Consider the following 25,278-nt stretch of genomic DNA (forward strand, 5'->3'; position numbering starts at 1 on the left):
CGTTAACCGATCCGGCACAACCCGATCGAACGCCGCGTGCAAATCCACCGAACGGTCGCCCCATCCCCCGGTGCTGTAATTTCCCGATGAACACCCTGCCCCCGCTTTTCCTGTCCCACGGTTCGCCGATGCTCGCGCTGGAACCCGGCGCCACCGGCGAGTTCGTCGCGCGCCTCGGCCCCGCCATCGACCGCGCCTTCGGCCGGCCGAAGGCGGTGCTGGCCGTCTCTGCCCACAGCACGGCCCGCGAGCCGGTGCTGCTCGCCTCGGCCCGCCAGCACGCCGTGTACGACTTCGGCGGCTTCCCCGACGCGCTCTACCAGCTCCAGTACAACCCTCCGGGCGCCCCCGAACTCGCGCCGCGGGTGGCCGCCCTGCTGGGCGAGGCTGGTGAACGGGCGCACGTGCTCGACCAGGGCGGGCTGGACCACGGCATCTGGAGCATGCTGCGCTTCATGTACCCGGAGGCCGACATCCCCGTGCTTCCGCTCGCCTGGATGCCCCACCGCCCGCCGGCCGAGCAGTTCGCGTTCGGCCAGGCGCTGGCCGCGCTGTCGGACGAAGGGGTGCTGGTGATGGGCAGCGGCAGCATCACGCACAACCTGCGCCGCGTGTTCGCGCAGGGCCGTGCCGACGTCGGTGCGCCGGAGATTCCCGAGAGCCGCGGCTTCCGCGACTGGTTCGCCGAACGGAGCGCCGCCCGCGACTGGCCGGCGCTGTGGAACTACCGCCGCCTGGCTCCGTCGGCCGCGGACATGCACCCCACCGACGAACACCTGCTGCCGTGGTTCGTGGCGGCCGGCGCCGGCGGCGAGGCCACCGCGCCGCTGCGGCTGCACGAGGGCGTCACCTACGGCTGCCTCGGGATGGACGTCTACGCGTTCGGACCGTCGGCATCGGCCCTGGCGGCGGCGTTGTGACACGGGGGGCGGTTAGCATTGCGGCTTTCTCACCGCACACAGGAAACGCCATGCAAACCACCGCCTCCGGCCTGCAATACGAAGACACCGTCCCGGGCACGGGCGACGAAGCGAAGGCCGGCCAGCACGTGACCGTGCACTACACCGGCTGGCTCTACAACAACGGCGTCAAGGGCGCCAAGTTCGACAGCAGCAAGGACCGCAACGATCCGTTCGAGTTCGGCCTCGGCGCCGGCATGGTCATCCGCGGCTGGGACGAAGGCGTGCAGGGCATGAAGGTCGGCGGCACCCGCGTGCTGGTGATCCCGCCCGAGCTGGGCTACGGCGCCCGCGGCGCCGGCGGCGTGATCCCGCCGAACGCCACGCTGATGTTCGAAGTCGAACTGCTGGGCGTCTGACCGCCCCCCCGGCATCGCGCGGCCCGTCTCCCATGACGATCCAGTACGACATCACGCACACCACCACCTACCGCTACCGCAAGCCGGTGACGTTCGGGGAGCACCGCGTGATGTTCCGCCCGCGCGACAGCCACGACCTGCGGGTGCTCGCGACCGACCTGGTCGTGAGCCCCGAGGCCGCCGTGCGGCTGATCCAGGATCCCCACTCGAATTCGGTGGCCCTCGTGACGCCGCTCGGCGAGGCCGAGGAACTGCGCATCGTCTGCAGCTTCCGCATCGAGCACGCGGTGACCAACAACCTCGAGCTGCCGCTGTCGCCCGGCGCCGAGTTCTTCCCCTTCTCGTATTCAGTCGAGGAACGTTTTGACCTCGAACAGTACCTGCGTCCGCACTACGACGACCCGTTCGGGAGGCTGTCCACGTGGGCGCGGCAGTTCATCCGCACCGACGGCCCCACCGGCACGCGCGACCTGCTGGTCGCGATGAACCAGTTCATCAAGAACGAGTTCACCTACGCCGGCCGGGACGAGGAAGGCACGCAAACGCCACTCGACACCCTGGCCAACCGGAGCGGCAGCTGCCGCGATTTCGCGCTGCTGATGATGGAGGCCGCGCGCCGCCTGGGCGTGGCGACCCGCTTCGTGTCGGGCTACCTGTACGACCCGGCCCTCGACCGCGCCGCCATCGAGGGCGAGAACGAGACCCCGTCGGACACCGTCGGCGCCGGCGCCACCCACGCCTGGCTCCAGGCCTACCTGCCCGGCGCCGGCTGGGTGCCCTTCGATCCCACGAACAACCTCACCGGCGGCTCGCAGCTCGTGCGGGTGGGCGTCGCCCGCGACCCGCGGCTGGCCGCACCCATCTCGGGCAGCTGGTACGGCGAACCGGACGCCTACCTGGGCATGACGGTGGACGTGCGGGTCCGGCGCGTCTGACCCCGACCGCCGAACGAAAGGCAAGCGCAGCGAAGCCGACCGATCAAGCCACCCGCGAGGACGGGTCTCCCGGCCGACCCGGGGCGTCCCTCGGGGGCAGGAGCGAAGCGACTGGGGGGACTCAATGAAGCGTCCCCGACACGGGCCGCCCCACCGGATCGTCGTCCTCGTCCTCGTCATCCTCCGCCGGCCGGTCGAACGCCTCCATCAGGTGCGCCTTGCGCGCCAGCATGCGCGCGCCCAGCTCGCCCAGGTCGATGCCGGACGGCGGCAACTGGGGCAGCGTGACGTCGTGCACCTGCTGCATGCGGCCCACCAGGTCGCGGCCCAGGGCCAGCACCTTGGTGTCGAAGCGCAGGTCGCCGGGGTCGCCCATCGACAGCTGGGCGATCAGGGCCCAGGCCGTGTCGTGGAAAGCCTGGAACGGTGACAGGTCGATGCCCGCGACGTGCAGCGAGGGGAACAGCATCTCCTCCTCCACCTGGGTGTTCAGCGTGACCTCGAGGCTGATGCGCTCGACGATGGCCAGCTTCTCGGCCTCGGTGGGGTCGCCCACGCGTTCGCAGAGCGCCGCGTAAGCGTCGAGCAGCTGGCTCACCGACGCTCGGTTCTGCAGCAGCACGCCGATGACGTCGGCCGGGGTGGGGGTGACGTGGACGGTCATGGGAGTCTCCGGGACGAGTGAGTGATGCGGGGAATGGCGTGCGCGCCCATGGTGCCATCAGGCGGACGGCGCCGCCAGCGTCGCGACGATGCGGTGGCGGGCGCCGTCGTCCTTCAGTGAAACACCGTCCGGGCCCGCCACCGGCTCGCCGTCGTGTTCGAAGGCCACCCGTCCGCCGGTGGCGCGGTGCGGGTTGCGCAGTTCGATGTCGTACCACGAGCCGCCGTGCCGCAGCGTGATGCGGTAGCCCGGCCACGTGGCGGGGATGCACGGGCGCAGCCGCAGCACGCCGGCGCGCAGGTCGAGCCCCAGGATCTCCTCCAGGCCCACGCGGTAGTACCAGCCGGCCGCGCCGGTGTACCAGGTCCAGCCGCCCTTGCCGGTGTGCGGCGCCTCGCCGTAGATGTCGGCGGCCATCACGTACGGCTCGACGCGGTAGCGCTGCACCTCCACGCGCGAATCGCTGCGGGCCACCGGGTTGATCATGCGGAACAGTTCGTCGGCCCGGGCCGCGTCGCCCATGCGCGCGAAGGCCATCACGGTCCAGACGGCCGCGTGCGTGTACTGCCCGCCGTTCTCGCGGATGCCGGGCACGTAGCCCTTGATGTAGCCCGGGTCGTGCACCGTCTTGTCGAAGCTCGGGGTGAAGAGGCGGATGATGCCGGCCTGCCGGTCGACGAGCATCCGGTCGAGGTTTTCCATGCCCTCGCGCGCGCGGGCCGGGTCTCCGCCACCCGCGATGACGGCCCAGCTCTGGCCGAGCGAGTCGATGCGGCATTCGTCGTTGGACGCCGATCCGAGCGGCGCGCCGTCGTCGAAGTAGGCGCGGCGGTACCAGGCGCCGTCCCAGGCTTCGGCGTCGATCGCGGCGATGAGTTCCTCCGACTGCTTCGTCCAGTCGGCCACGAGGTCGTCGCGGCCGCGGCTGCGCGCGCACGGGATGAACGCGTCGAGCACGCCCTTCAGGAACCAGGCCATCCAGACGCTTTCGCCCTCGCCCTTCCAGCCCACGCGGTTCATGCCGTCGTTCCAGTCGCCGCAGCCCATCAGCGGCAGGCCGTGGCGGCCACGGGCGCGGCTGACCTCGATGGTGCGCACGCAGTGTTCGAACAGCGAGGCGCTTTCAGCCGACACGGTGGGTTCGAAGTAGATGCTCTCCTCGTGGGGCGGCAGCGTGGGGCCTTCGAGGAAGGACACCGGTCGGTCGAGCACGCGGTCGTCGCCCGTGACCGACACATAGTGCGCCACCGCGAGCGGCAACCACAGGCGGTCGTCCGAGAACGTGGTGCGCACGCCCTTGCCGCTCGGCGGGTGCCACCAGTGCTGCACGTCGCCCTGCACGAACTGCTGCGCGGCCGCCCGCAGCAGGTGCTCGCGCACGTGACCCGGCCAGGCCAGCACGAGCGACATCACGTCCTGCAGCTGGTCGCGGAAGCCGTAGGCGCCGCCTGCCTGGTAGAAGCCGCAGCGGCCCAGCACACGGCTGCTCAGCGTCTGGTACGGCAGCCACCGGTTGATCAGCAGGTCGCGCGCCCGGTCCGGCGTCTCGACCTGCACCGCGCCCAGCAGCCCGTCCCACTGCGCGATCACGTGCTCGAGCGTGGCGTCGGCGCCCTGCGTGCACATGCGCGCCAGTTCGTCGGCGCCGGCGATGCTGGCCGCCTGGCCGAACGCGAAGACCACCTCGCGCGTCTCCCCCGGGGCCAGCCGCACGTCGGTCTGCATCACCCAGCACGGGTCCGGCCCCACGCCCACGGCCTGCCGCAGCGGCGGCCCGCCTTCGAGCGCCTGCGGCGCCGCGAGGCTGCCGCCCACGCCGAAGAACTCGGCGCGGTCACAGGTCCAGCCGCTCACCGGGGCGGAGCAGCTCATCCAGGCGATGTCGCGGCCGAAGTCGGCGTTGGCCGGGTTGCGGGCGTAGAGCGACAGGTTGTCCACGCTGGGTGAGCCCGCCCACGTCGAGACCAGATCGACCCGCCCGCTGCGGCTGTCGCCCAGCACCAGGTTCACGACGCCCGTGACGGCGAGCGAGCGGCGGCGGCCGCTCTGGTTCGACAGGCGCAGGCGCAGGAACTTGACCGGCTTGTCCCACGCGACGAAGTGCGTGAGCTCCGAGTCGATGCCGTCGATCCGGGCGGTGAAGCGGGTGTAGCCCGCACCGTGGGCGCATTCGTAGACCGCCTCGGGCACGCGGCGCGGCTGCGCCGTGGGGGTCCAGTACGCCCCCGATTGGCGGTCGCTCACGTACACGAGCTCGGACGACGGGTCGCTCAGCGCGTCGTTGGACCACGGCGACAGCTGGTTCTCGCGCGCGTTCATGCGCCACGTGAAGGCGGAACCGCTTTCGGTGACCAGCGTGCCCATGTGCGGGCTCGCGATCACGTTGGACCACGGCGACGGCGTGGCGCGGCCCGGTGGCAGCACGATGCGGTACTCGCGGCCGTGGTCGGCGAACCCGCCCAGGCCGTTGAAGAACTCCAGTTCGTCCTCGGCCGTGGCGCGGCTGTGCGCGGCGCCGCTGACCGACGGCACGTCGCGCGCGGCCGGCACCGGCGGGCCGTGCGGCTCTCGCGGCGCGCGCCGGCGCAGCTGGTCGGCGAGCAACCCCTGCCCGCCCCGCAGGAACACGCGGCACACCGTCATCAGCAGGCGGCGCTCGTCGTCGGGCAGCCGATCGCCCTGCAGCACGTAGACGAAACCCTGCGAGCCGCCCTGGTCGGGGCCCGCGCCGGCCTGCCGGATCAGGCCCTCGATGGCGTGCTGCATGTCGCCCGAGTACGACGTGGCCCGGTCGTTGATGATCACGATGTCGGCGGCGAACGAGCGGGCCCGCCAGAACTGGTGGGCCTGCACCAGCTGGTGCACGAGCGGCAGGTCCTCGTGGGCGTCCACGGCCACCAGCAGGATGGGCCGGTCGCCCGAGATGCCGTAGCGCCACATCGCCCGCTTCGACAGCTGGTTGCCCCGCATGAACTCGCGGCCCGGGCGGAACGACGGGTCGGAGAACATCAGGTAGCCGCCGACGGTCTGGAACGTGGCCGCGTCGTCGCTCGTGATGCCCAGCTGGTGCAGCTTGGCCTGCGCGTACACCCATGACCGCGAGATCTCGCGCTGCAGCGCCGTGAAGCTCGCGAGGTGCTGGTAGGTGCGCAACGCGGCCTCGCGGTCGACGCCATAGGCCATCACGAACGACAGCCGCACCGACGTCCCCGGCGCCAGCTCCACCGTGTGGCCGAGGCACAGCACGGGGTCGAGCACGGCGCCGACGGTGGAACCCAGCACGCCGTCCGCGCTCAGCGCGAGCGGATCGCGTTTCGTGCGGCCGCGGCCCACCACCACGCGGCGGTCGGTGTCGTACAGCGGTTCGCCGAGCACACCGCCCTCGAGCACCGAGCCCAGCACGACCGTGGTGGCCGCCTCGTGGTCGGCGCGCGGGCGCCGTGTCGCGAGCAGCGCGCCGCGGCCGGCGTCGTACTCGGTGGTGATGAACAGGTTCGAGAAGGCCGGGTGGGCGAGGTCCGCGTTGCGGTGGTTGAGCACCACCTCGGTCAGCGCGAACACCTCGATGCGGCGCACCGACTGGCTCTCGTTCGACAGCTTCACGGTGCGGATCTCCGCGTCCTCCTGCTGGGCCACCACCACCTCGAGGCTCGATCGGATGCCGTGGCGGCGCAGGTCGAACTGGGCGCGGGCCTCGGCGAACTCGACGTCGTACGCGTCCGGCTCGACGAAGGTGGGCGCGAGCGTGGCCGACCACAGCACCTGGGATGACACGTCGCGGAAGTAGACGAAGAGGCCCGATTCGTCGATGACCCGGTCCTCGCGCCAGCGGGTGATGTCGACGTCGTTGCACTCGCTGTAACCCGAGCCGGAGACGGTGAGCGCGGTGGCGTAGCGTCGGTTCGACAGCAGGTGCACCGCCGGGCGGCGCAGGTCGGCGCCGCTGAAGCGTCGCACACGCTGCGCGGTGTGGCGGGCCACGCGTTCGGTGCGGTCGTTGCCCGCGGTGGTGTCGCGCGCGATGATCACGGCGCCGGCCACCTGTTCCTGCAGCAGCAGGTCGAACGCGTTCATCTCGGGCTCGGCATGGAACAGGTCGACCAGGCTGCGGTCGGACAGCAGGCTCGTGAGCGCGAGCAGCGCCATCGCCTGGTGGTGCGCCATGTGGCTGCGCACGACGGCGTGCCGCATGTTCTCGCCCAGGCGCTCGGCGGTGAAGTCGATGGCTTCGTAGAAGCCGTGCGGTCCGAGCGCCCCGATGGCGGCCAGCGCGTCGAAGTTGCGCCGCACCTCGTGCGGCGCGAACGGTGCGGCCATCGCGCTCGCGTACGGGGCGATCACGAGCTGGCGGTCCATGCCGCGCTTGAGGCTCAGCCCGGGCACGCCGGACGGGCCGTACTGGTAGGTCAGTTCCACGTCGCGCACGTTGATGCCCGACTCGGACACGCCCCACGGCACGCCGTGCTCCTGTCCGTAGCGCACCTGCTCGGCGATGGCGTTCAGGCAGGTCTGCTCCAGCAGGCTGCCCACCGGGGTCTTCATCACGAGGGCCGGCATCAGGTACTCGAACATCGAGCCGGACCACGAGATGAGCACGGGCCCCGCCTCGACGAGGCCGGTGTGGCGGCCGAGCCGGAACCAGTGGTCCACCGGCACGTCGCCCTTCGCGGCGGCGAGGTAGCTGCCGAGGCGCGATTCCGACGCCAGCAGGTCGTAGCGCCCTTCGTCGAGCTGGTGTTCGGCCACCCGGTAGCCGATGGAGAAGAGCTTGCGCTTCGGATCGAACAGGAAGCCGAAGTTCATGCCGCGCCAGAGCACCTCGGCCCGGGTCGCGCAGTCGGCCAGCCGTTCGAGCCACTGCTGGCTCTCCGCCTTGGCGTCGGCGCAGATCTCGAGCACGGCGTTCAGCGCCGGGGCGAACGCGGGCGCCGGGCCGTGCCGGGTGGTGCCGGTCTGCAGGCGGCGCACCACCTCGTCGATGCGCGCGGGCACGTCGGCAGCCAGCGGGATGTCGTCGAGCAGCGCGTCCACCGACGGCTCGAACAGCGCCGGGGCCTCGCGGCGCAGCGTCTCGAACGCCGGGTCGATGGCCCACGGGCAGCACCGTTGCAGTTCGTCGACCTGGTCGCCCAGTTCTCCACACAGGCGCTCGCTGTCCTCGGCGAGGCCCCCCACGCGCGCGATCTCCTCGAACGCGTAGGCGTCGAGCAGTTCCTTCAGGTGCAGCGCATGGCCGAGCGCGGCGGTGAGGCAGCGGGCGTATTGGCCGGGCGTGCCGGGTGTTTCGTCGAGCAGCGCGCCGATGGCCGCGAGGGCCCGGTCGATCTCGACCGGGGTGACGTTGCCTCGCACCGCTGACCCGCGCACGTTGCGCCACAGCGCGTCGATCTCGCGCCAGCTGTCGCGCGGCCCCGACACCGCCTGCGGTCCGATGACCGGCCGGCGGCGCAGGTCGCGGCACGCGCGCGACAGCACCACGAGGTGCGCCGCGAGGTTGCCGCTGTCCACCGAGGACACGTACTTCGGTTCCAGCGGGCGCAGCGTGCGCGTCTCGTACCAGTTCAGCAAGTGGCCCTCGTGCTTGTCGAGCCGCTCGACGCTCTCGAGCGTGGCCGTCAGCCGCCGCAGGCACGCCTGGCCCGCGAGCCAGCCGAGGTCATGGGCGCGGCACACGGCCAGCAGGTACAGCCCGATGTTCGTGGGCGAGGTGCGGTGGGCCACCACCTCCTCCGGGTCGAACTGCACGTTGTCGGGTGGCAGGTGCTGGTCGACGTCGCCCACGTAGCGCTCGAAGAAGCGCCAGGTGCGCCGCGCCACGCGGCGGAACTCCCACAGGTCGGCCGCACTCGCCTCGTGGCGGCGGAAGAAGCCGGGCGCGCTCAGGCCCACGGCGACCACCGGCGAGAGCCACCACGCGAGCAGCAGCGGCGCCGCGCCGAAGATCTCCCGCGGGTTGAACAGCAGGATGATGGCCACCGCCCCGATCACCGGCAGCGTGGCGCTGTGCAGCGCCCACGTGAACTGCTTCAGCTGGCCGCCCGCGGCCGCCTTGGCCTGCGCGGCCGTGCGCCATTCGAGGCGCTTGCGGTGCGACACGAAGGTGCGCCACACGGCCCGGGTGATCGCGTCGGCCATCACGAAGGCGTGCTGGGCCAGCAGCACCAGCTCGGTCAGCACGTGGCCCGCCAGGTGCCCGAGGTCGCGGGTGAGCTGCATGGGACGGTTCGTGCGCCCGCCCTTCGGCACGGGTTTGGCCAACGCGGCGAACCAGGCCATCACGCCGGGGAAGGACAGCGCGGCGAGCACGAGCAGGATCCACGCGAGCGGCATCGCGCGTTCGTCGGCCCAGGACCACACGATCATCAGGATCGACGCGACGGGCAGCGTGGAGCGCCGCAGGTTGTCGAGCATCTTCCAGCGGTTGAGCGCGGTGAGCGGTTCCGGGCGCAGCGACAGCAGCCACGGCAGCAGCTGCCAGTCGCCCCGCACCCAGCGATGCGAGCGGGCCGCGGCCACCTCGGAGTGGGACGGCGAATCCTCGAAGAAGGCGATGTCGCTCACGAGCGCGCAGCGGGCGAAAGCGCTTTCGAACAGGTCGTGGCTCAGCAGCGTGTTCTCCGGCACGCGGCCTTCGAGGCTCGCGTGGAACGCCTTCAGGTCGTACAGGCCCTTGCCGGTGTACGAGCCCTCGCCGAAGACGTCCTGGTAGGTGTCGGACACGGCACCGGCGTACGGGTCGACGCCCTCGCCGGTGGTGAAGATCCAGCGGAACAGCGACCGGTCCTCGGCCTGCGGCAGCAGGAACGACACGCGGGGCTGGAACAGCGCGTAGCCGCGGGTCACGCGCCCGCTGCGCGGGTCGACCTCGGGCCGGTTCATCGGGTGGGCGGCCGTGCCCACGAGGCGGCACACGGCGCCGACGGGCATGCGGGTGTCGGCGTCGAGCGTGATGACGTAGCGCACGTCCTTCGGCAGGGCCTCGGCGTCCCCCGGCGCCAGGTCGTGCGACGTGTCACCCTCGCCCAGCAGCAGGCGGTTGAGTTCGACGAGCTTGCCGCGCTTGCGCTCCCAGCCCATCCACACGCCCTCTTCCGGGTTCCAGCGGCGGCGGCGGTGCACGACGTGGAAGCGCCGTTCGCCGGACGTGTCGGACCACGGGTAGCGGGCATTGAGCACCGCGATGGCCTGGCGGGCGCGCGCCAGCAGCACGTCGTCGCCGGGCTGGGTCTCCACCGGCGCGTCGACCCAGTCGGTGAGCAGCGCGAAGCGCAGCTGGTCGTCGCGGTTCGACAGGTAGTGCCGCTCGAGTTCGGCCACCTGGTGCTCGACCTGTTCGGGCTGGGTCAGCAGCGTGGGCACGACGACGAGCGTGCGGCAGTCGGCGGGCAGGCCGTCGACGAAGTTCAGCCGCGGCAGGTGCGTGGGCGGGTAGACCTGGGACGCGAGGCGGTTGACGAGCTGAAGCCCGAGCTCCGACGCCGGCCACAGGGCCAGCAGCGCCAGCACGGCGCCCGAGAACGTCACCGTGTCGGACGTGTACCCCGCGCCGTAGGCGATCGAGGCGATCGCGATGGTCAGCAGCGCGGCCGCGAGGCCGTAGACCACGAGCGTGGCCTGCGGGGCGGCGTCGTTGAGCCGGCGCCACGGGTTGCGGCCCACCCCGAGCGAACGTTCGAGCTCGACGCGCTGCTCGCCCAGCAGCGCGGCGCCCACGTCGAGGTCCCGGAACTCGCCGTCCGCCTGGCGCTGGCGCCCGAACCGCTCGATCACCAGCTCGGCCAGGTAGGGCTCCGGGAGCCCGGCGCGGCGGCTCAGGCGTTCGATCTCGCGGCGGTACAGCGCGCGCGACGCCGGGTCCATGCGGGCGTAGACGCCGTTGTGCATCAGCGTGCGGTCGACGAGGGAGGCCTTCGAGAAGATGTCGACCCAGTCGCTGAGCTCGATGGCCTTGACGCTGCGGAAGATGTTGCGCACCCGCACGTCGAGCAGCGTGCGCGCGAGCAGGTCCTGCTCGATGGCGGCGGCGTGCTGCGCCGCCGACGTGCCGCTCTGGTCGGGCACCCGGGGCGAGATGCCGTCCGGATCGTCGTACCGGTGGCGCTGACCCAGCTGCCCCAGGTACGCCTGGCGGAACGCCGGCGACTCGGCCCCGAGGTCGGGTTCGGCCCGGCGGGGCCGCGGCACGTCGGGGTCCACTCGCTTGAGCTGGGCGTCGGCCACCTCGTCGGCCCAGTGCGCGGCGCGGTGCACCTCGATGATCTGGGACGCCGAGTCGGTGAGCTGGCGGATCAGCAGGAAGTTCAGCACCGGCCCGAGCAGCGCCAGCTCCTGCAGGGTCAGCGCGTGGGCGCGCTGGTAGTCGGCGAGCACCTGCACCAGCTCGTCGGCCTCGAAGTCGAAGTCGCAGGCCTGCAGGTAGAACTGGGCCAGCAGCTCGATGCGGGCCCGGCGCCGGCCGGTCAGGCCCCGCTGGTAGGCCGGCAGCCCGCGCAACGCCGGCTCGGCGAGCTGCAGCGACAGCTGGGTGCGGGTGCGTTCGATCAGGTAGAAGTTGTCGACGAGCCACTGGGCCGCCTCGGAGAGCGACCTTTGTTCATCGGTGAAGTCTTCGATCCGGCGCACGCATTCGCGCAGGCGGTCGATCGACTGGTTGAGTTCCCGGCGCAGCCCCGCGCGGCGCAGGGCCCGGGTCGGCGCATCCCACTGGGCGAACGCATTCGAGAACTCCTCGAGCGTGGCGGACGGGGCGAAGTCGAATCCCTCGTAGGCGTTCAACGGTGTGCTGGCGTGCATGCGGTGCGGCGCTCCACGGGTAGGCCCTCGCCGCGGAATACAGCCAGCGCGAAGCGGGAGCCTTGAACGGGCCGCGGCACGGGCGGCGCCCGTGCCCGGGGCGATCAGGTCGTTCGCGACATGGTCTGCGGGGCCAGCGGCCCCTTGCCACCATCGCTGAAGGTCACGGCCACCATGCCCAGCACCAGAAAGGGCACGCCCACAGCCCACATCAGCAGCTTCTTCATCGTGCTCCCCCTGGTCCGGTTCGATGGATTTCGAGGGGCCAGTCTAGGAGTCCGCCCGGGACGGCACAGCAGGACGGACGACCGACCCCGTGTGGGCCCCGTCCTACGCACCTCGCCCCTGAGGACCGGCGTTCCGCAGTTGTGGGCCCTGTAGGCATCGTCCTACAATTCTTCCGGGACTCCCCCGACGCTTCGGCGAGCCCCTGCTCATTAGAATTCCTTCATGACTGCAGCAGTACCCGCGGCACCCCACCGCAACCGTCCGGCAACGACGGGCCGCGCGTGATCGTGTCGGAGCGGACCCGGGCGTGCTGATCCAACGAAGACAACAAGAGTGCGCAGGCACGATGCAAAGCTCGCTGCCATGTTGAAAACCTACATCGTCGAAGACAGCCCGGTGATCCGCGAGAACCTGATCGCGACACTCGAGGAACTGGTTGCGGTGGAGGTGGTGGGAACGGCGGACAACGAGTCCGCCGCGGTCTATTGGTTGACGCAGTCGCGCAATGCCTGCGACCTCGTCATCATCGACATCTTCCTGAAAAGCGGCTCCGGCCTCGGCGTGCTGTCCGCCAGCGCCCGCGCACTGAACCACGCGAAGCTGGTCGTGCTGAGCAACTACGCCACGCCCGACATGCGCCGCAAGTGCCTCGAACTGGGGGCGAACAAGGTCTTCGACAAGTCCAACGAGATCGACGCGCTGATCGCCTACTGCCAGAAGCTGGCCGCCGGGGACACCACGTCCTCGGTGATGGGTGGGCTTTGAGCCGCCCGCCGGCGGGACCGCTGCGGCACGGACCTGGTCGCCGGACACCCGCGCCGTCCCGGCGCGGGCCGCGAGACTTACTGGATGAGGCCGTTCTTGAGGGCGTAGTACGTGAGGTCGCTGTTGGACTCGAGCTTCATCTTCTCCATCACGCGCGTGCGGTACGTGCTGACCGTCTTCACGCTGAGCGAGAGGCTGTCGGCCATGTGCCCGATGGTCTCGCCCTTCGCGAGCCGCAGGAACACCTGGAACTCGCGCTCGGAGAGCTGCTCGTGAAGGGGCTTGTCGGCGTTGCCGCCGAGGTTGTCGGCCAGCAGCTCGGCCACGGCCGGGGTGATGTACTTGCGGCCGCGCGCCACGGTGCGGATGGCCGTGACGATCTCCTCGGGCTCGCATTCCTTGTTGAGGTAGCCGCTGGCGCCCTGGCGCAGCAGGGTGGTGGCGTAGTGGGCTTCGGGGAAGCCGCTCAGGATCAGCACCGGCAGTTCCGGCGCGCGCGCGCGGATGGCCGCGAGCGCGTCGACGCCGCTCTGCTCGGGCATGGACAGGTCCATCACGAGCACGTCGACCAGGCCCTTGCGCACGATGTCGAGCGCCTCGCGGCCGTTGGCCGCTTCGGCGACGACCTGCAGGTCGACCTGTTCGGAGAGGTACTGGCGCAGGCCCGCGCGAACGAGGGCGTGATCGTCGACGATGGCGATTTTGATCATGACGGATTCGGCCAATTCGTGAGTTGCTGCTCAAATCATTCTAGTTGCTTCGATCGGATCGGCGCATGAAGAACTTCATCCGGCGCTTCAGGCGCAGTGCCTTCACCTTCCCCCTCGCGGTGGTGACCGCCCTCGCCCTGATGGCCATCAGCGAATCGTCCTACCGGGCCTCGGTCGCGTCGCTCGACCGCCTCGGCGAACTGGCCGTCGCCCGCATCAACAACCTGGTGCTGATGCGCCAGGTGCTCGACGCCGAGAACGGGCAGCGCGGCTACCTCATCACGGGCCGCCCCGAGTACCTGGAACCCTACCGCGCCGCCATGGCCAACATCGGCAAGACGATGAAGATCCTCGCCGACTTCTACGCGACCGAACCGCGGCAGGTCGACGACTACGCCACCCTCGCCTCCCTCGTGAACCGCAAGATCTCCGAGATGGACACCACCATCAAGCTGCGCGCAGAAGGCCGCGAGGAGGCGTGGCGGGCGGTGATCGAGACCGACATCGGCCGCGAGCAGATGGAGGCGATCCGCATCGCCTCCGAGCGGCTGCTGAAGCGGGAGTCCGACCAGATCACCGCCGGGCGGGCCTCGGTCTACCAGACCCTGCAGCTGAGCCGGCTGGGCGTGGCCGCGATGACCGCGCTGAGTGTGCTCGCCTTCTTCATGTACCTGCGCCAGACGGCCGCGCTCGACGGCGAACGGCACCGCCAGCAGGCCTCGCTGCAGGTCGAGCGCGACGTGCTCGAGAACCAGGTCAAGGGCCGCACCGCACAACTGACCGAGCTCGCCCACCACCTGCAGACGGCCCGCGAGGACGAACGCAGCCGCCTCGCCCGCGACCTGCACGACGAACTGGGCGCGCTGCTCACGGCGGCCAAGCTCGACGTGGCGCGGCTCAAGTCGCGCATCGGCACCATCACGCCCGAGGCGCAGGAGCGCATCAACCACCTCAACGACACGCTCAACGACGGCATCGCCCTCAAGCGCCGCATCATCGAGGACCTGCGGCCCTCGTCCCTCAACAACCTCGGCCTGGTCGCCGCGCTCGAGATCCTGAGCCGGGAGTTCGCCGAACGCTCGGGCCTGAAGGTCGAGAGCGACTTGCAGAAGGTGCGCCTGAAGCCCTCCAGCGAACTGACCGTCTACCGGCTCGTGCAGGAGGCGCTGACCAACGTGGCCAAGTACGCGCAGGCGCGGCAGGTGACCATCACGCTGCGCGAGGCGCACAAGCGGGTGGAGGTGTCGGTGAAGGACGACGGCCAGGGGTTCGACCCGCGGGTGAAGCGCCCGTCGAGCCACGGCCTCGTGGGCATGCGCTACCGGGTCGAGGCCGAGGGCGGCAGCATGCAGTTGCAGGCGACGCCCGGTGCCGGCACGCACATCCGGGCGCTGCTGCCGGTCTCCGAGCCCGACACCACCACCCAGCCGTCGGAGCCGCCGGCCGCACAGGCCCCTCCGGCCGTGTAGGCCGATTCCTACAAGGTCAGCGAGCGGCCGCCGACTTCCCCGTGCGCAGCAGTCTCATGGCCTGCACCTGGGCGCAGTCATAAGCTCGGTTCCACTGTCTGAAAACCCTTCGGACGGATCACGGACCCCACAGGAGCCCATCATGCTGCACTACGCTGTCGTCTTCTTCGTCATCGCGCTGATCGCGGCGCTGTTCGGTTTTGGTGGCATTGCCGCCAGCGCCGCAGGCATCGCCAAGATTCTCTTTATCATCTTCGCTGTCCTGGCTGTGGCGAGTTTCCTGGTCAGCCTGATCAAGAAAGGCTAGTGGCACCCGCCTGAAGTAGTTCTGCCGCGACACGCACTCGCCCGCAACCCAACAGGAACCTCCATCATGAGCCTCAACAAGCCTCAACTCCCTGCGGAAGACCAGGTCGGCGCCGCCGCCGACCGCGCGGCCGAAGCCGCCGACGCGGCCGTCAACACGTCGCGCCGTGTCGCCAACGACGCGCTCGACCACGTCGAGTCCGCCATCCACACCGCACGTGCCAACGTGCAGCCGGCCATCGCCCGCATCGCGAGCCAGGCCGAGTCGCTGGCCCGCAAGAGCCTCGACGCGGTCAAGGACGGCGCGTACAACGTGCGCGACCGCGCCAACAACCTCGGCGACGTGACGGTGCGCTACGTCAAGGAGGAACCGGTGAAGGCGGTGCTGATCGCCGCCGCCACCGGCGCCGCCCTGATGGCGCTGCTGAGCCTCGTCAACAGCGCTCGCCGCAACTCGGACCGTTGAGTTTGCGCGAGGGCCCGGCACCGCGCCTCGGCGCGGCGACGGGCCCTCGGTCCATGCGGCATCCGGCGGGTGCCTCTTCCCGCGGGGTGCCACCCTGTCCCCGGCGGGATCCAGAACGAACCCGCCGCACCCTGGCCGCGCCATGATCCATCCACTCGTCCGCCTCCTGGCCACCGAACCGCAGCTCGTCGTCGAACACGTCGGCGCGTACGCGGAACTCATCGAAAGCGAAGCCCGCGAGGTGCAGCGACGAACGGTGCTGAGGCTGGCGTTGAGCCTGTTCGCCCTGTGTTGCCTCGGCGTGGCCGCAGTGCTCACGGGCGTGGCGCTGATGCTGTGGGCGGTGACACCCGCGCTGTCGACGCAGGCCCAGTGGGCGCTCGGCGCGGCGCCCGCGGTGCCGGCCATCGCGGCCATCGTCGCCGGCCTCGTGGCGCGGCGTCCCTCGGCCGAGCGGGCCTTCGCATCGATCCGCGCGCAGATCAGCGCGGACATGAAGATGATCCGCGACGCGGGGGCGGCATGACCACCCACGTCGAATCCACCGACCTCGATCCCCTGATGCAAGGCGAAGCCACGGCGCCCGACACGACGCCCCTCTCGCCCCAGGCCCGCGTGGACGCCTCGCGTGCCGCGCTGCAGCACTGGGTCCTTCGCACGTACCACCCCGAACTGCTGCCGCCCCCTCCGCCGGGCGAGTCACCGGTGCCGCCCGCCGACGGGTCCGATCCGCCGTGGCTCGGCGCCTTCATCGACGCGGTGAACGACGTGCCGGTCGCGGCTGTCGCCGTGCGGTACATGCGGCGCTGGTGGGCGCGCCATCCGTGGCGTGCCACCGCGCAACTCGCGGACGAGGCGGGTCGCGAACTGCTGCGCCCCATCGCGAAGCGCCATCCATGGATGCTGCTCGGCGGCGCCGTGGTGGCCGGCATCGTGATCGGCCGGCTGCGGCCGTGGCGGCTCGTCTCGCGCAACGCGGTGCTCGCGAGCCTGCTGCCACCGATCAGCTTCGCCTCGCTGATGACCTCCATCACCGCGATGTTCGGCAGCGTCGCGTCGGCCCCCGAAGCGCCGGCCGAACCGGGTGCAGCCCCCGCGGACGACACCGCAGCCGACCCCTCCTGAACACGGCGCGCGCCCCGGGCGCGCCGTCCTACACCGCGTCACGGACGCGTCCGATGTCCCGCGAAAGGCCCCACTTTTACAGTCCCTCCATCGATTGATCCGCGCCTGCCAGAGGCGCTCAACCAGGAGAGAACGTCATGTTGAAGTGGGCCCTGATCTTCGCGGTGATCTCGCTGATCGCCGGTGTCCTCGGCTTCACCGGCGTCGCCGCCGGCGCGGCCGGCATCGCCAAGTTCCTCTTCGTCGTCTTCCTCGTGCTGTTCGTGGCCGTGCTGCTCATCGGCCTGCTCGGCGCGCGTGCCGTCACGCGCAAATAGCACGCACTGTGTTCCCCGGCCTCTGGGTGGGGCCCTGTGTCTCTGAAGAACAACCACCCGTCCCTGCCTTCCCCGTTCGAAGGCCTTCGCAAAGCAAAAGGAGATCCGCCATGTTCGTTCGCAACACCCTCGCCGCCGCCATCACCGCCGTCGCACTGCTCGCCACCACCGGCTGCGCGGTCACCCGCGACCAGTCATCCGCGGGCGCCTACGTCGACGACACCACCATCACTGCCAAGGTGAAGTCGAAGTTCATCGAGGACAAGGCCGTGGCCGCTTCGTCGATCCAGGTGGAGACCCTCAACGGCACCGTGCAGCTCTCGGGCTTCGCGAAGAGCGAAACCGAACGCGACCAGGCCGCCGCGCTGGCCCGCGACGTGAAGGGCGTGAAGAGCGTGAAGAACGACATCCTCGTCCGTCCGTAATCACGACCCATCACGGTCACCCCGAGGCGCGCCACTCGAACCGAGGGCGCGCCTTTTTCTTTCGCCACGCATCGCCATGTCCCGCGAACCCGTCCTCCTCGATCGACTGCCCCACCGGGACACGAACCGGGCCTCTCCGGCGTCCACCGCGCCCCTCGGTTCGATGCCGCGCTCACCGATGGCGTCGACGGTGCTCGCGGTCCTCGGCGTGATCGCCGCGCTGTGGTGGGGCCAGCGCTTCCTCGTGCCGGTGGTCGCCGGGCTGATGCTCGCGATGCTCGTGGCCCCCGGCGTCTTCGGCCTCGAACGCGTGTTGCGCAGCCGCGGGCTCGCCACGCTGATCGCGCTGAGTGTCGTGGTCGGTGTCGCGGGGCTCGCGTTCTGGGCGTTCGGCGGGCAGATCGCCCGCATGGCCGACCGCAGCCCGGAGATGATCCAGCTGATGGCGGACCGGCTCGCGAAGACCCGGCCCGACACCGACTCCGTGCTCAAGCGGGCGCGCGACGCCCTCACCCAACTGGACCGCGCCGCGCAGAGCATCGCGACCGGCACGTCGCCCCGCACGCAGCGCACGTTGCGCACGCCCGCGCCGGCGAGCGCACCCACCCTCACCGAAGGCGCGACCGTGCTCGTGCGCGACACCGCGATGAGCGGCTCGCACGTGCTGCTCAAGTTCACGGCCGACATCAGCGTGGTGCTCTTCGTCGCCTTTTTCGTTCTGGCCGGCGGTGAACGCCTGACCGCACGTTTCATCGACCTCTGGGGCCACAGCGCACGCGGCCGATGCCGCGCCGAACGCGCGCTGCGCGAAACCGCGCGCCAGGTGCGCCTCTACGCGGGCACGCTGCTCGTCACCAACACCGTGATCGGCCTCGGCGTGTGGCTGGCCTTCTGGGGCGCCGGACTGCCCGACGCCGCGATGTGGGGCGTGACCGCCGCCGTGCTGCACGTCGTGCCGTACCTCGGCATGGCGGTGCTCGTGCTCTTCGGTGCGGCCGAGACCTTCCTCGCGCACGGCACCTTCACCGCGGCCTTCGCGATGGCGGGCTTCCTCGTGCTGCTGTCCACGCTGGTGGGCACCGCGATGACGGCCTGGCTGCAGAGCCGCGCCGCGAAGATGAACCCGGCCGCGGTGTTCGTGGGCCTGGTGTTCTGGGGCGCGCTGTGGGGCGTCTGGGGGCTCTTCCTCGGACCCGCGCTGATCGTCGTGATCAAGGTGATCGCGCAGAACTCGCGCACGGCGCACCGGGTGGCGAGGCTGATGCAAGGCTGATCCCCCAAACGAAAAGGCACCCCGAGGGGTGCCTTTCACGTGGGCCGGAGCCCGCCGGTCAGCGGCCGAAACCGCCGGTGCGCGGACGCGGCTTGCCGCCGAAGCCCTGCTTCGGACCACCGAAGCCCGGCTTGCGCGGGGCGAAGGCGTTGCCACGGTCGCCGCGATCACCGCGGTCGGCCGGGGCCCGGTCGAAGGCGTTGCCACGCGGCTGGAAGCCGTTGTCGCGGCGGTCGTCGCCATGGTGCTGGGGACGATCGAACGACGAACGGTCGCGCGGGGCGAAGCCCTCGTTGCGGTGGCCGTGGCCTTCGTGACGCGGAGCGAAGCCTTCGTTGCGGGGCGCGAAGCCCTCGTTGCGCGGGGCGAAGCCGCCTTCGTGACGGGGCGCGAAACCGCCTTCATGGCGCGGGGCGAATCCGTCGCGCGAGCCGCCGTCGCGGTGGAACGGCTTCGGACCGCCGAACGGCTTGCCGCCGAAGGGCTTGCCACCCGGACGGCCGTGGCCGAACGGCTTGCCGCCGAACTTGCCTTCCGGACGCGGGCCGCCGAACATGCGCGGTTCCGGGTTCTTCGGCTCGAGGCCTTCGATGATGCCCACCGGGATGTTCTGCGTGGTGAACTGCTGGATGCGGCGGATCATGCCGGTGTCCATGCGTTCGGCCAGCGTGACGGCCAGGCCGTTGCGGCCGGCGCGGCCCGTGCGGCCGATGCGGTGCACGTAGTCCTCGGCCTTCATCGGCAGGCCGTAGTTGATCACGTGGCTGATCGTGGGCACGTCGATGCCGCGAGCGGCCACGTCGGTGGCGACCAGCACGCGCAGCTGCTTGTTGCGCAGGCCCTGCAGCACGCGGGTGCGGCGGCCTTGCGGCATGCCGCCGTGCAGCGAAGCGACGGCGTGGCCCATGTCGGCCAGGCGGTCGGCGAGCCAGTCGGCATCGCGCTGGGTGCTCGTGAACACCACGGCCTGCTCCATCTCCTTGGTGGTCAGGATGTGGTCGAGCATCGCGTCCTTGTGGGTCTTGTTGTCGGCCCAGTGCAGTCGCTGCTCGATGTTCTCGTGCGTGTCGGTGTGCGACGCCACGTCGATGCGCTGCGGGTCGCGCAGCAGGTCCTGCGCGAGGCGGCCCACGTGGCCGGCGAACGTCGCGCTGAACATCACGGTCTGGCGGCTCGGGGGCAGCTTCTCGGCGATGTGGGTGATGTCGTCGATGAAGCCCATGTCGAGCATGCGGTCGGCTTCGTCGAGCACGAGCATCTCGACGTTGTCCAGCACGGCCTTGCCGGTCTGGAGGTGGTCGATCAGGCGGCCCGGGGTGGCGATCAGGATGTCGAGCGGACCGCGCAGCGCCTTGATCTGCGCCGGGTACGGCACGCCGCCCACGACGGTGGTGACCTTCAGGCCCTGCACGTGGCGGCCGTAGATGGTGGCGGCCTTGTCGACCTGCATCGCGAGTTCGCGGGTGGGGGCCAGCACGAGGATGCGCGGGCCGTAGACCACGCCCTTCTCCCGGCGCTTGGTGTTGTCGCCGCGGGCGGCGAGGATGCGCTGCAGCGCGGGCAGCACGAAGGAGGCGGTCTTGCCGCTGCCGGTGCTGGACGAGACCATCAGGTCCTTGCCTTCCAGGGCCACGGGAATGGCCTTCGCCTGCACGTCGGTGGGCGAGGTGTAGCCCGAATCGGCAATGGCTTGCAGCAGGGCTTGTTGGAGGCCCAGGGTTTCGAACGTCATTCGATTTTTCTTTCAAACATGGCGCTGCTCACGCCCGGGGCGTGTTCATCAGCACCAGCAGGCGTCGCGATGCAATGCGCGAAGCCTGACTTCATGGGTCGCTGGGAAGAAGGTCCGAACCCTCACCGGTGATGGCCACCGGAGGCGGGGTTGATGTGGAACAGTCAAAGCGACGGCATCGCCGCCAACCATTCCCGCAAGGGGTTTCGAACAGGCCGCGCGGTGGGAAACACCGCGGGAAGACTCGACAAGGTCAGAGGGGATGAGCGAAAACGCTGCCGGGTCTCAGGACCCCGTTGGCAGCGAAGTCCACGATTGTAGCCGACATTCGGGTTTCCACCAAAGTCTTTTCGGTGGAACCCGCGGGGTCATGCCATCAGAGGGACAGGAAGTGCGTGCGGTAGTACACCAGTTCGTCGATGGATTCGTGGATGTCGGCCAGCGCCGTGTGGGCCTGGGCCTTCTTGAAGCCGCCGAGGATGCCCGGCTTCCAGCGCTTGGCCAGTTCCTTGAGCGTGCTGACGTCGAGGTTGCGGTAGTGGAAGAAGGCTTCCAGCTTCGGCATGTAGTTCGCGAGGAAGCGGCGGTCCTGGCAGATGCTGTTGCCGCACATGGGCGACGTGTTCTTCGGCACGTACTGCTTCAGGAACTCGATGACCTGGGCCTCGGCCGCGGCCTCGTCGAACGTGGAGGCCTTGACCCGGTCGATCAGGCCGCTCTTGCCGTGCGTGCCCTTGTTCCACGCGTCCATCGCGTCGAGCGTGGCGTCGGACTGGTGCACGGCGAACACCGGGCCCTCGACGCGCTGGGTCAGCGTGGCATCGGTGACGACGACGGCGATCTCGATGATGCGGTCGGTGTTCGGGTACAGGCCCGTCATTTCGAGGTCGATCCAGACGAGGTTCTGGTCGCTGCTGGCCAGCGTCGGGGTCGCGGAGGTGGTGTCGGTCATGGGTGGGCCTTCGTTGGTTCTTGGTGCGCTTGCATCATTCTCGCAGGCCCAGCGCCTACACTTGAAGGATGGAATCGATCGTGTTGTCCGGGTTGTTCGCGGTGGCGCTGCTCGCGTCGCTGCTGGTGAAGTTCTGGCTGGCCACGCGCCAGATGCGGCACGTGGTGCGGCACCGCGGCGCCGTGCCCGCCGCGTTCGCCGGGTCGGTGTCGCTCGCGGCCCACCAGAAGGCGGCCGACTACACCGTCGCGAAGGGCCGGCTGGGCCTGCTCGCCACCGCGTTCAGCGCGGCCGTGCTGCTCGGCTGGACGCTGCTCGGCGGGCTCGATGCCCTGAACACCGTGGTGCGCGACGCCGTGTTCCCGCGGTTCGGCGGGCTGGCGTACCAGGTGGCCCTCGTCCTCGCGTTCTCTGCGATCTCGGGCCTGCTCGACCTGCCGTTCGAGCTGTACGCCACGTTCCGCCTCGAGCAGCGCTTCGGCTTCAACCGGATGACGTGGAAACTGTACGTGGTCGACACCCTCAAGGGGATCGGCCTGGGCCTCGCGTTCGGCGTGCCCATCATCGCCCTGATCCTCTGGATCATGGGGGCGGCCGGTGCGGCCTGGTGGCTGTGGGCCTGGGGCGCCTGGATGGGCATCATCCTGGTGGCCCGGGTGATCTACCCGATCGTCATCAGCCCGGTGTTCAACAAGTTCGAGCCGCTCGCGGACGAAGCGCTCAAGGAACGCATCCAGGGCCTGATGACACGCTGCGGCTTCCGCGCGAAGGGACTTTTCGTCATGGACGGCAGCCTCCGGTCGGCGCACGGCAACGCCTACTTCACCGGCCTCGGCGCGTCCAAGCGCGTGGTGTTCTTCGACACGCTGCTGAACAAGCTCGCCCCCGGCGAAGTGGAAGCGGTACTCGCGCACGAGCTGGGCCACTTCAAGCTCCGGCACCTGCTCAAGATGATGCTGCTCTCCTTCGCCACCAGCCTCGCCGGCTTCGCGCTGCTCGGCTGGCTGTCGGCGAAGGTGTGGTTCTACAGCGGCCTCGGCGCGGGTGTCGCGCTCGACGCGCCGAACGACGCGCTGGCGCTGCTGCTGTTCCTGCTCGTGGTGCCGGTGTTCGGGTTCTTCGTGTCGCCGCTGATGAGCCAGCTGTCGCGCCGCCACGAGTTCGAGGCCGATGCCTATGCCTGCGCCCAGGCGAACGGCAATGACCTTGCCGCCGCCCTGCTGAAATTGCACGAGGACAATGCAGCCACCCTCACCCCCGATCCGCTGTACGTGCGATTCTGGTATTCCCACCCGCCGGCATCGGAGCGCATCGCAGCCCTTCGGCTGCAGACAGGCTGACCCATGAAGACCTTGTTGCAGCAGCATTGCCAGCACCAGTCGGGCGCCGCGATGAGCGACACCCAGGTGCACGACCACCTCGCCCAGCTGAGCAGCTGGAAATCCACCGGCGGCGCCATCGAGAAGGCGTTCACCTTCAAGAACTTCCACGAGACCATGGCCTTCGTGAACGCCCTCGCGTGGATCGCCCACACCGAGGACCACCACCCCGACCTGCAAGTGGGCTACGACCGCTGCACGGTGCGGTTCTCCACGCACTCCGTGGGTGGCATCTCCGTCAACGACTTCATCTGCGCGGCCAAGGCCGACGCCCTGGTGTCCTTTGTCGCCTGAACTGCCGATGGATCCGCACCGATGAGCCGGGCCGAGGCGCTCGACCTGGGACTCGTGGTGGCCGGGCACGGCCGCCACTACATCGTCGAAACGCCGGAGGGCCGGCGCGTCACGTGCCACCCCCGCGGCAAGAAGAGCGACTGCGTGGTCGGCGACCGCGTGCGCTGGCAGGTGTCCGGCGACGAAGGCGTGATCGAACACGTCGAGCCGCGGCGCAACCTGCTGTTCCGGCAGGACGAGTGGAAGACGAAGTCGTTCGCGGCCAACCTCGACCTGATCCTCGTGATGGTGGCGAGCGAGCCGGTGTTCAGCGAATCGCAGCTCACGCGGGCGCTGATCGCCGCGGAGGACGCCGGCATCGAGGCCCACATCCTGCTCAACAAGGCCGACCTCCCGCAGATCGCCACGGCGCGCGAGCGGCTGCGGCCGTACGCCGCGATGGGCTACGCCGTGCACGAGGTGGCTCTGAAGGCCCGCCCCGACGAGGCCCGCGCCGAACTCGACCCGCTGCTGGCCGGCCGGTCCAGCCTCGTGCTGGGGCCCAGCGGCACCGGCAAGAGCACGCTGATCAACCTGCTCGCGCCCGACGCGCGTGCCCAGGTGGGCGAGATCTCGCAGGCGCTGAACTCGGGGCGCCACACCACCACCACCACCCAGTGGTACTGGCTGGACGCGGCGCGCACCACCGGGCTGATCGACTCGCCCGGCTTCCAGGAATTCGGGCTGCGGCAGGTGTCGCCGCAGGTGCTGCCCGGGCTGATGCCCGACCTCGCCGAACCGGCGAAGCAGTGCAAGTTCTACAACTGCACCCACCTGCACGAACCGGGCTGCGGCGTGCGCGCGGCGCTCGCGCGCGGCGAGGTGACCGAGAGCCGCTACCGCATCTACGGCGAGATCTTCCAGGAGCTCTCCCAGACGCGGTACTAGGCGTCCTGCCCCGCTTCGGGGATGGCGGGTCGTGCCCCGCCGGCGTAGAGTGGGACCACCTCCGCTGCGGGAGCGCGACATGACATCACCCAAGCCGTTCCGGGTGCAGTCCCTGCTGGTGGCGGCCCTCCTCATGGGCTGCTCGGCGATCCATGCGCAACCCCGCTACACGCTGACCGACCTCGGCGCCACCACCGACCCCGGCGCGCTCACGAGCGGCATCGCCATCAACGCCCGGGGCCAGGTGCTGATCGCCGAACTCGGCCGCCAGACCGCCTGGCTGCACACGCCGGGCTCGCGCCCCCTCGACCTCGGTACCGTCGTGCCGGGGGTCCGGCTGCCGGGCTACACGTACCACGTCAACGTGCAGGGCCTGAACGACGCCGGCCAGGTGATCGGCGCGTGGACCGCCGTCGCCGACGGCCGCCCGCTGGCCGTGCTGGGCCCGGATGCCTTCGTCTGGTCACACGCGGGCGGGATGGTGAACCTCGGGCCGGCCGGCGGGCGCAGCGACCTGCTGTCGATCAACAACACGGGCCAGGTGCTCGGCACCTTCGCGCTGCCTCGCAACACCTTCGTCCACCAGCTGGGCACCGGCCGCACGAGCACCGACCTGCCGGCCGACTTCACCGGCGTGGAGATCAACGACACCGGCCAGATCGCCGGCGGCATCACCACCTGGGACGGACAGGAGCCCGAGTTCCACGCCGCCCTGCTCGACCGGGCCGGCCTGCACGACCTCGGCACGCTGGGTGGCCACACCGCCGAGGTCACCGGCATCAACAACGCGGGCTGGGTCGTCGGCGGGTCCGACCTCCGCGGCCCGGTGGACGACCTGGGCATCGCCGTGCGCCATCCGTTCCTGTACCGGCCGGGCATCGGCATGCGCGACCTGGGCCGGCTCCCGCGCCACCCCGCGCTCACCTACGCGATGGCGCTCGACATCAACGATGCGGGCCAGGTGGTGGGCTTCCAGGCCGGGCACCGCGCATCCGGCTCGGTGGCGTTCCTGCACGACCCGTCGTTCGGCCTGATCGACCTGAACGACCGGCTCGACCCGGCGAGCGGCGCGGGCTGGGTGCTGCAGACGGCCAACGGCATCAACAACCGCGGCCAGATCACGGGCACGGGACTGCACGAGGGACGGGCCCGCGCGTACCTGCTGACGCCGGCGGCCGGCCGGACGGCCGCGCGCTGACC

22 protein-coding genes are annotated in these 25,278 nt (G+C 70.4%); 16 read left to right on the forward strand and 6 right to left on the reverse strand.

Annotated features, from left to right (window positions below; translation table 11 throughout):
* Positions 1 to 86: 86 nt before the first annotated feature.
* From A4W93_RS18100 to A4W93_RS18110, 3 genes are read left to right on the forward strand one after another with little or no spacing between them, the layout of a single operon-like run.
* Positions 87 to 920, forward strand: coding sequence for a dioxygenase family protein (locus A4W93_RS18100; protein WP_085751933.1), 834 nt, complete (start codon positions 87 to 89; stop codon positions 918 to 920).
* Positions 921 to 970: 50 nt separating this feature from the next.
* Positions 971 to 1,318, forward strand: a complete 348-nt coding sequence (locus tag A4W93_RS18105) for an FKBP-type peptidyl-prolyl cis-trans isomerase (RefSeq protein WP_085751934.1) — start codon at positions 971 to 973, stop codon at positions 1,316 to 1,318.
* 32 nt (positions 1,319 to 1,350) lie between these two features.
* A complete protein-coding gene (locus tag A4W93_RS18110; RefSeq protein ID WP_085751935.1) occupies positions 1,351 to 2,253 on the forward strand; it encodes a transglutaminase family protein in 903 nt (300 codons plus the stop codon).
* Positions 2,254 to 2,374: 121 nt separating this feature from the next.
* Here A4W93_RS18110 and A4W93_RS18115 read toward each other — a convergent pair whose 3' ends face one another.
* From A4W93_RS18115 to A4W93_RS30620, 3 genes are all read right to left on the reverse strand, one after another.
* Positions 2,375 to 2,917 carry a hypothetical protein gene (locus tag A4W93_RS18115; protein WP_085751936.1) on the reverse strand — a complete coding sequence of 181 codons (543 nt, stop codon included), beginning with the start codon at positions 2,915 to 2,917 and terminating at the stop codon, positions 2,375 to 2,377.
* A 57-nt stretch (positions 2,918 to 2,974) separates the two neighbouring features.
* Entirely contained in the window at positions 2,975 to 11,710 is an 8,736-nt protein-coding gene (locus A4W93_RS18120) for a GH36-type glycosyl hydrolase domain-containing protein (protein ID WP_085751937.1), read from the reverse strand.
* A gap of 104 nt (positions 11,711 to 11,814) precedes the next feature.
* The gene (locus tag A4W93_RS30620) at positions 11,815 to 11,937 is read right to left on the reverse strand and encodes a hypothetical protein (protein WP_257790058.1); all 123 of its coding nucleotides are present in this window, start codon (positions 11,935 to 11,937) and stop codon (positions 11,815 to 11,817) included.
* A gap of 364 nt (positions 11,938 to 12,301) precedes the next feature.
* Between A4W93_RS30620 and A4W93_RS18125 the strand changes: the two genes are divergently transcribed.
* Positions 12,302 to 12,703 (forward strand): response regulator transcription factor, encoded by a 402-nt coding sequence (locus tag A4W93_RS18125; protein ID WP_085751938.1) that lies wholly within the window; start codon positions 12,302 to 12,304, stop codon positions 12,701 to 12,703.
* Between the two features lie 77 nt (positions 12,704 to 12,780).
* Here the strand turns inward: A4W93_RS18125 and A4W93_RS18130 are convergent, their stop codons facing one another.
* Positions 12,781 to 13,413, reverse strand: coding sequence for a response regulator (locus A4W93_RS18130; RefSeq protein ID WP_085754226.1), 633 nt, complete (start codon positions 13,411 to 13,413; stop codon positions 12,781 to 12,783).
* 65 nt (positions 13,414 to 13,478) lie between these two features.
* Here A4W93_RS18130 and A4W93_RS18135 point away from each other — a divergent pair, with 65 nt between their 5' ends.
* The 8 genes from A4W93_RS18135 to A4W93_RS18170 all read left to right on the forward strand — a co-directional run bounded on the left by A4W93_RS18135 (position 13,479) and on the right by A4W93_RS18170 (position 18,794).
* Positions 13,479 to 14,882, forward strand: a complete 1,404-nt coding sequence (locus tag A4W93_RS18135; protein ID WP_085751939.1) for a CHASE3 domain-containing protein — start codon at positions 13,479 to 13,481, stop codon at positions 14,880 to 14,882.
* A 142-nt stretch (positions 14,883 to 15,024) separates the two neighbouring features.
* Positions 15,025 to 15,189, forward strand: coding sequence for a DUF1328 domain-containing protein (locus tag A4W93_RS18140; RefSeq protein ID WP_085751940.1), 165 nt, complete (start codon positions 15,025 to 15,027; stop codon positions 15,187 to 15,189).
* Between the two features lie 66 nt (positions 15,190 to 15,255).
* Positions 15,256 to 15,654: a hypothetical protein gene (locus A4W93_RS18145; protein WP_085751941.1), complete on the forward strand. Its 399-nt coding sequence runs from the start codon at positions 15,256 to 15,258 to the stop codon at positions 15,652 to 15,654.
* Positions 15,655 to 15,796: 142 nt separating this feature from the next.
* The gene (locus tag A4W93_RS18150) at positions 15,797 to 16,180 is read left to right on the forward strand and encodes a hypothetical protein (RefSeq protein WP_085751942.1); all 384 of its coding nucleotides are present in this window, start codon (positions 15,797 to 15,799) and stop codon (positions 16,178 to 16,180) included.
* Positions 16,177 to 16,779, forward strand: a complete 603-nt coding sequence (locus A4W93_RS18155; RefSeq protein WP_085751943.1) for a hypothetical protein — start codon at positions 16,177 to 16,179, stop codon at positions 16,777 to 16,779. Before A4W93_RS18150 ends, A4W93_RS18155 begins: the two co-directional genes overlap by 4 nt.
* Before the next feature lie 137 nt (positions 16,780 to 16,916).
* Positions 16,917 to 17,096 carry a DUF1328 family protein gene (locus A4W93_RS18160; protein ID WP_085751944.1) on the forward strand — a complete coding sequence of 60 codons (180 nt, stop codon included), beginning with the start codon at positions 16,917 to 16,919 and terminating at the stop codon, positions 17,094 to 17,096.
* 110 nt (positions 17,097 to 17,206) lie between these two features.
* Entirely contained in the window at positions 17,207 to 17,521 is a 315-nt protein-coding gene (locus A4W93_RS18165; RefSeq protein WP_085751945.1) for a BON domain-containing protein, read from the forward strand.
* Positions 17,522 to 17,597: 76 nt separating this feature from the next.
* Positions 17,598 to 18,794 (forward strand): AI-2E family transporter, encoded by a 1,197-nt coding sequence (locus A4W93_RS18170; protein ID WP_085751946.1) that lies wholly within the window; start codon positions 17,598 to 17,600, stop codon positions 18,792 to 18,794.
* A gap of 58 nt (positions 18,795 to 18,852) precedes the next feature.
* On the opposite strand, the gene A4W93_RS18175 is transcribed toward A4W93_RS18170, so the two are convergent.
* Entirely contained in the window at positions 18,853 to 20,526 is a 1,674-nt protein-coding gene (locus A4W93_RS18175) for a DEAD/DEAH box helicase (protein ID WP_085751947.1), read from the reverse strand.
* A 376-nt stretch (positions 20,527 to 20,902) separates the two neighbouring features.
* Complete coding sequence (orn, locus tag A4W93_RS18180) at positions 20,903 to 21,478, reverse strand: oligoribonuclease (protein ID WP_085751948.1); 576 nt, start codon at positions 21,476 to 21,478, stop codon at positions 20,903 to 20,905.
* 68 nt (positions 21,479 to 21,546) lie between these two features.
* On the opposite strand from orn, the gene A4W93_RS18185 reads away from it, so the two are divergent.
* From A4W93_RS18185 to A4W93_RS18200, 4 genes are all read left to right on the forward strand, one after another.
* Positions 21,547 to 22,818: a M48 family metallopeptidase gene (locus A4W93_RS18185; RefSeq protein ID WP_085751949.1), complete on the forward strand. Its 1,272-nt coding sequence runs from the start codon at positions 21,547 to 21,549 to the stop codon at positions 22,816 to 22,818.
* Between the two features lie 3 nt (positions 22,819 to 22,821).
* Entirely contained in the window at positions 22,822 to 23,151 is a 330-nt protein-coding gene (locus tag A4W93_RS18190) for a 4a-hydroxytetrahydrobiopterin dehydratase (protein WP_085751950.1), read from the forward strand.
* Positions 23,152 to 23,172: 21 nt separating this feature from the next.
* Entirely contained in the window at positions 23,173 to 24,078 is a 906-nt protein-coding gene (gene rsgA / locus A4W93_RS18195) for a ribosome small subunit-dependent GTPase A (RefSeq protein WP_085751951.1), read from the forward strand.
* Positions 24,079 to 24,157: 79 nt separating this feature from the next.
* The gene (locus A4W93_RS18200; protein ID WP_085751952.1) at positions 24,158 to 25,276 is read left to right on the forward strand and encodes a hypothetical protein; all 1,119 of its coding nucleotides are present in this window, start codon (positions 24,158 to 24,160) and stop codon (positions 25,274 to 25,276) included.
* The last annotated feature ends 2 nt before the right edge of the window (positions 25,277 to 25,278 follow it).

This window comes from Piscinibacter gummiphilus, from assembly GCF_002116905.1.
GTDB classification, from domain to species: Bacteria; Pseudomonadota; Gammaproteobacteria; order Burkholderiales; family Burkholderiaceae_C; genus Rhizobacter; species Rhizobacter gummiphilus.

Bases quoted from the DNA above. Each gene is read 5' to 3' on its own strand.
- orn (WP_085751948.1), bottom strand. From the start codon at position 21,478: ATGACCGACACCACCTCCGCGACCCCGACGCTGGCCAGCAGCGACCAG.
- A4W93_RS18145 (WP_085751941.1), top strand. From the start codon at position 15,256: ATGAGCCTCAACAAGCCTCAACTCCCTGCGGAAGACCAGGTCGGCGCC.
- A4W93_RS18155 (WP_085751943.1), top strand. From the start codon at position 16,177: ATGACCACCCACGTCGAATCCACCGACCTCGATCCCCTGATGCAAGGC.
- A4W93_RS18100 (WP_085751933.1), top strand. From the start codon at position 87: ATGAACACCCTGCCCCCGCTTTTCCTGTCCCACGGTTCGCCGATGCTC.
- A4W93_RS18190 (WP_085751950.1), top strand. From the start codon at position 22,822: ATGAAGACCTTGTTGCAGCAGCATTGCCAGCACCAGTCGGGCGCCGCG.
- A4W93_RS18140 (WP_085751940.1), top strand. From the start codon at position 15,025: ATGCTGCACTACGCTGTCGTCTTCTTCGTCATCGCGCTGATCGCGGCG.
- A4W93_RS18115 (WP_085751936.1), bottom strand. From the start codon at position 2,917: ATGACCGTCCACGTCACCCCCACCCCGGCCGACGTCATCGGCGTGCTG.
- A4W93_RS18110 (WP_085751935.1), top strand. From the start codon at position 1,351: ATGACGATCCAGTACGACATCACGCACACCACCACCTACCGCTACCGC.
- A4W93_RS18130 (WP_085754226.1), bottom strand. From the start codon at position 13,413: ATGATCAAAATCGCCATCGTCGACGATCACGCCCTCGTTCGCGCGGGC.
- A4W93_RS18125 (WP_085751938.1), top strand. From the start codon at position 12,302: ATGTTGAAAACCTACATCGTCGAAGACAGCCCGGTGATCCGCGAGAAC.
- rsgA (WP_085751951.1), top strand. From the start codon at position 23,173: ATGAGCCGGGCCGAGGCGCTCGACCTGGGACTCGTGGTGGCCGGGCAC.
- A4W93_RS18150 (WP_085751942.1), top strand. From the start codon at position 15,797: ATGATCCATCCACTCGTCCGCCTCCTGGCCACCGAACCGCAGCTCGTC.
- A4W93_RS18135 (WP_085751939.1), top strand. From the start codon at position 13,479: ATGAAGAACTTCATCCGGCGCTTCAGGCGCAGTGCCTTCACCTTCCCC.
- A4W93_RS18120 (WP_085751937.1), bottom strand. From the start codon at position 11,710: ATGCACGCCAGCACACCGTTGAACGCCTACGAGGGATTCGACTTCGCC.
- A4W93_RS18160 (WP_085751944.1), top strand. From the start codon at position 16,917: ATGTTGAAGTGGGCCCTGATCTTCGCGGTGATCTCGCTGATCGCCGGT.
- A4W93_RS18200 (WP_085751952.1), top strand. From the start codon at position 24,158: ATGACATCACCCAAGCCGTTCCGGGTGCAGTCCCTGCTGGTGGCGGCC.
- A4W93_RS18165 (WP_085751945.1), top strand. From the start codon at position 17,207: ATGTTCGTTCGCAACACCCTCGCCGCCGCCATCACCGCCGTCGCACTG.
- A4W93_RS18175 (WP_085751947.1), bottom strand. From the start codon at position 20,526: ATGACGTTCGAAACCCTGGGCCTCCAACAAGCCCTGCTGCAAGCCATT.
- A4W93_RS18170 (WP_085751946.1), top strand. From the start codon at position 17,598: ATGTCCCGCGAACCCGTCCTCCTCGATCGACTGCCCCACCGGGACACG.
- A4W93_RS18185 (WP_085751949.1), top strand. From the start codon at position 21,547: ATGGAATCGATCGTGTTGTCCGGGTTGTTCGCGGTGGCGCTGCTCGCG.
- A4W93_RS18105 (WP_085751934.1), top strand. From the start codon at position 971: ATGCAAACCACCGCCTCCGGCCTGCAATACGAAGACACCGTCCCGGGC.
- A4W93_RS30620 (WP_257790058.1), bottom strand. From the start codon at position 11,937: ATGAAGAAGCTGCTGATGTGGGCTGTGGGCGTGCCCTTTCTGGTGCTG.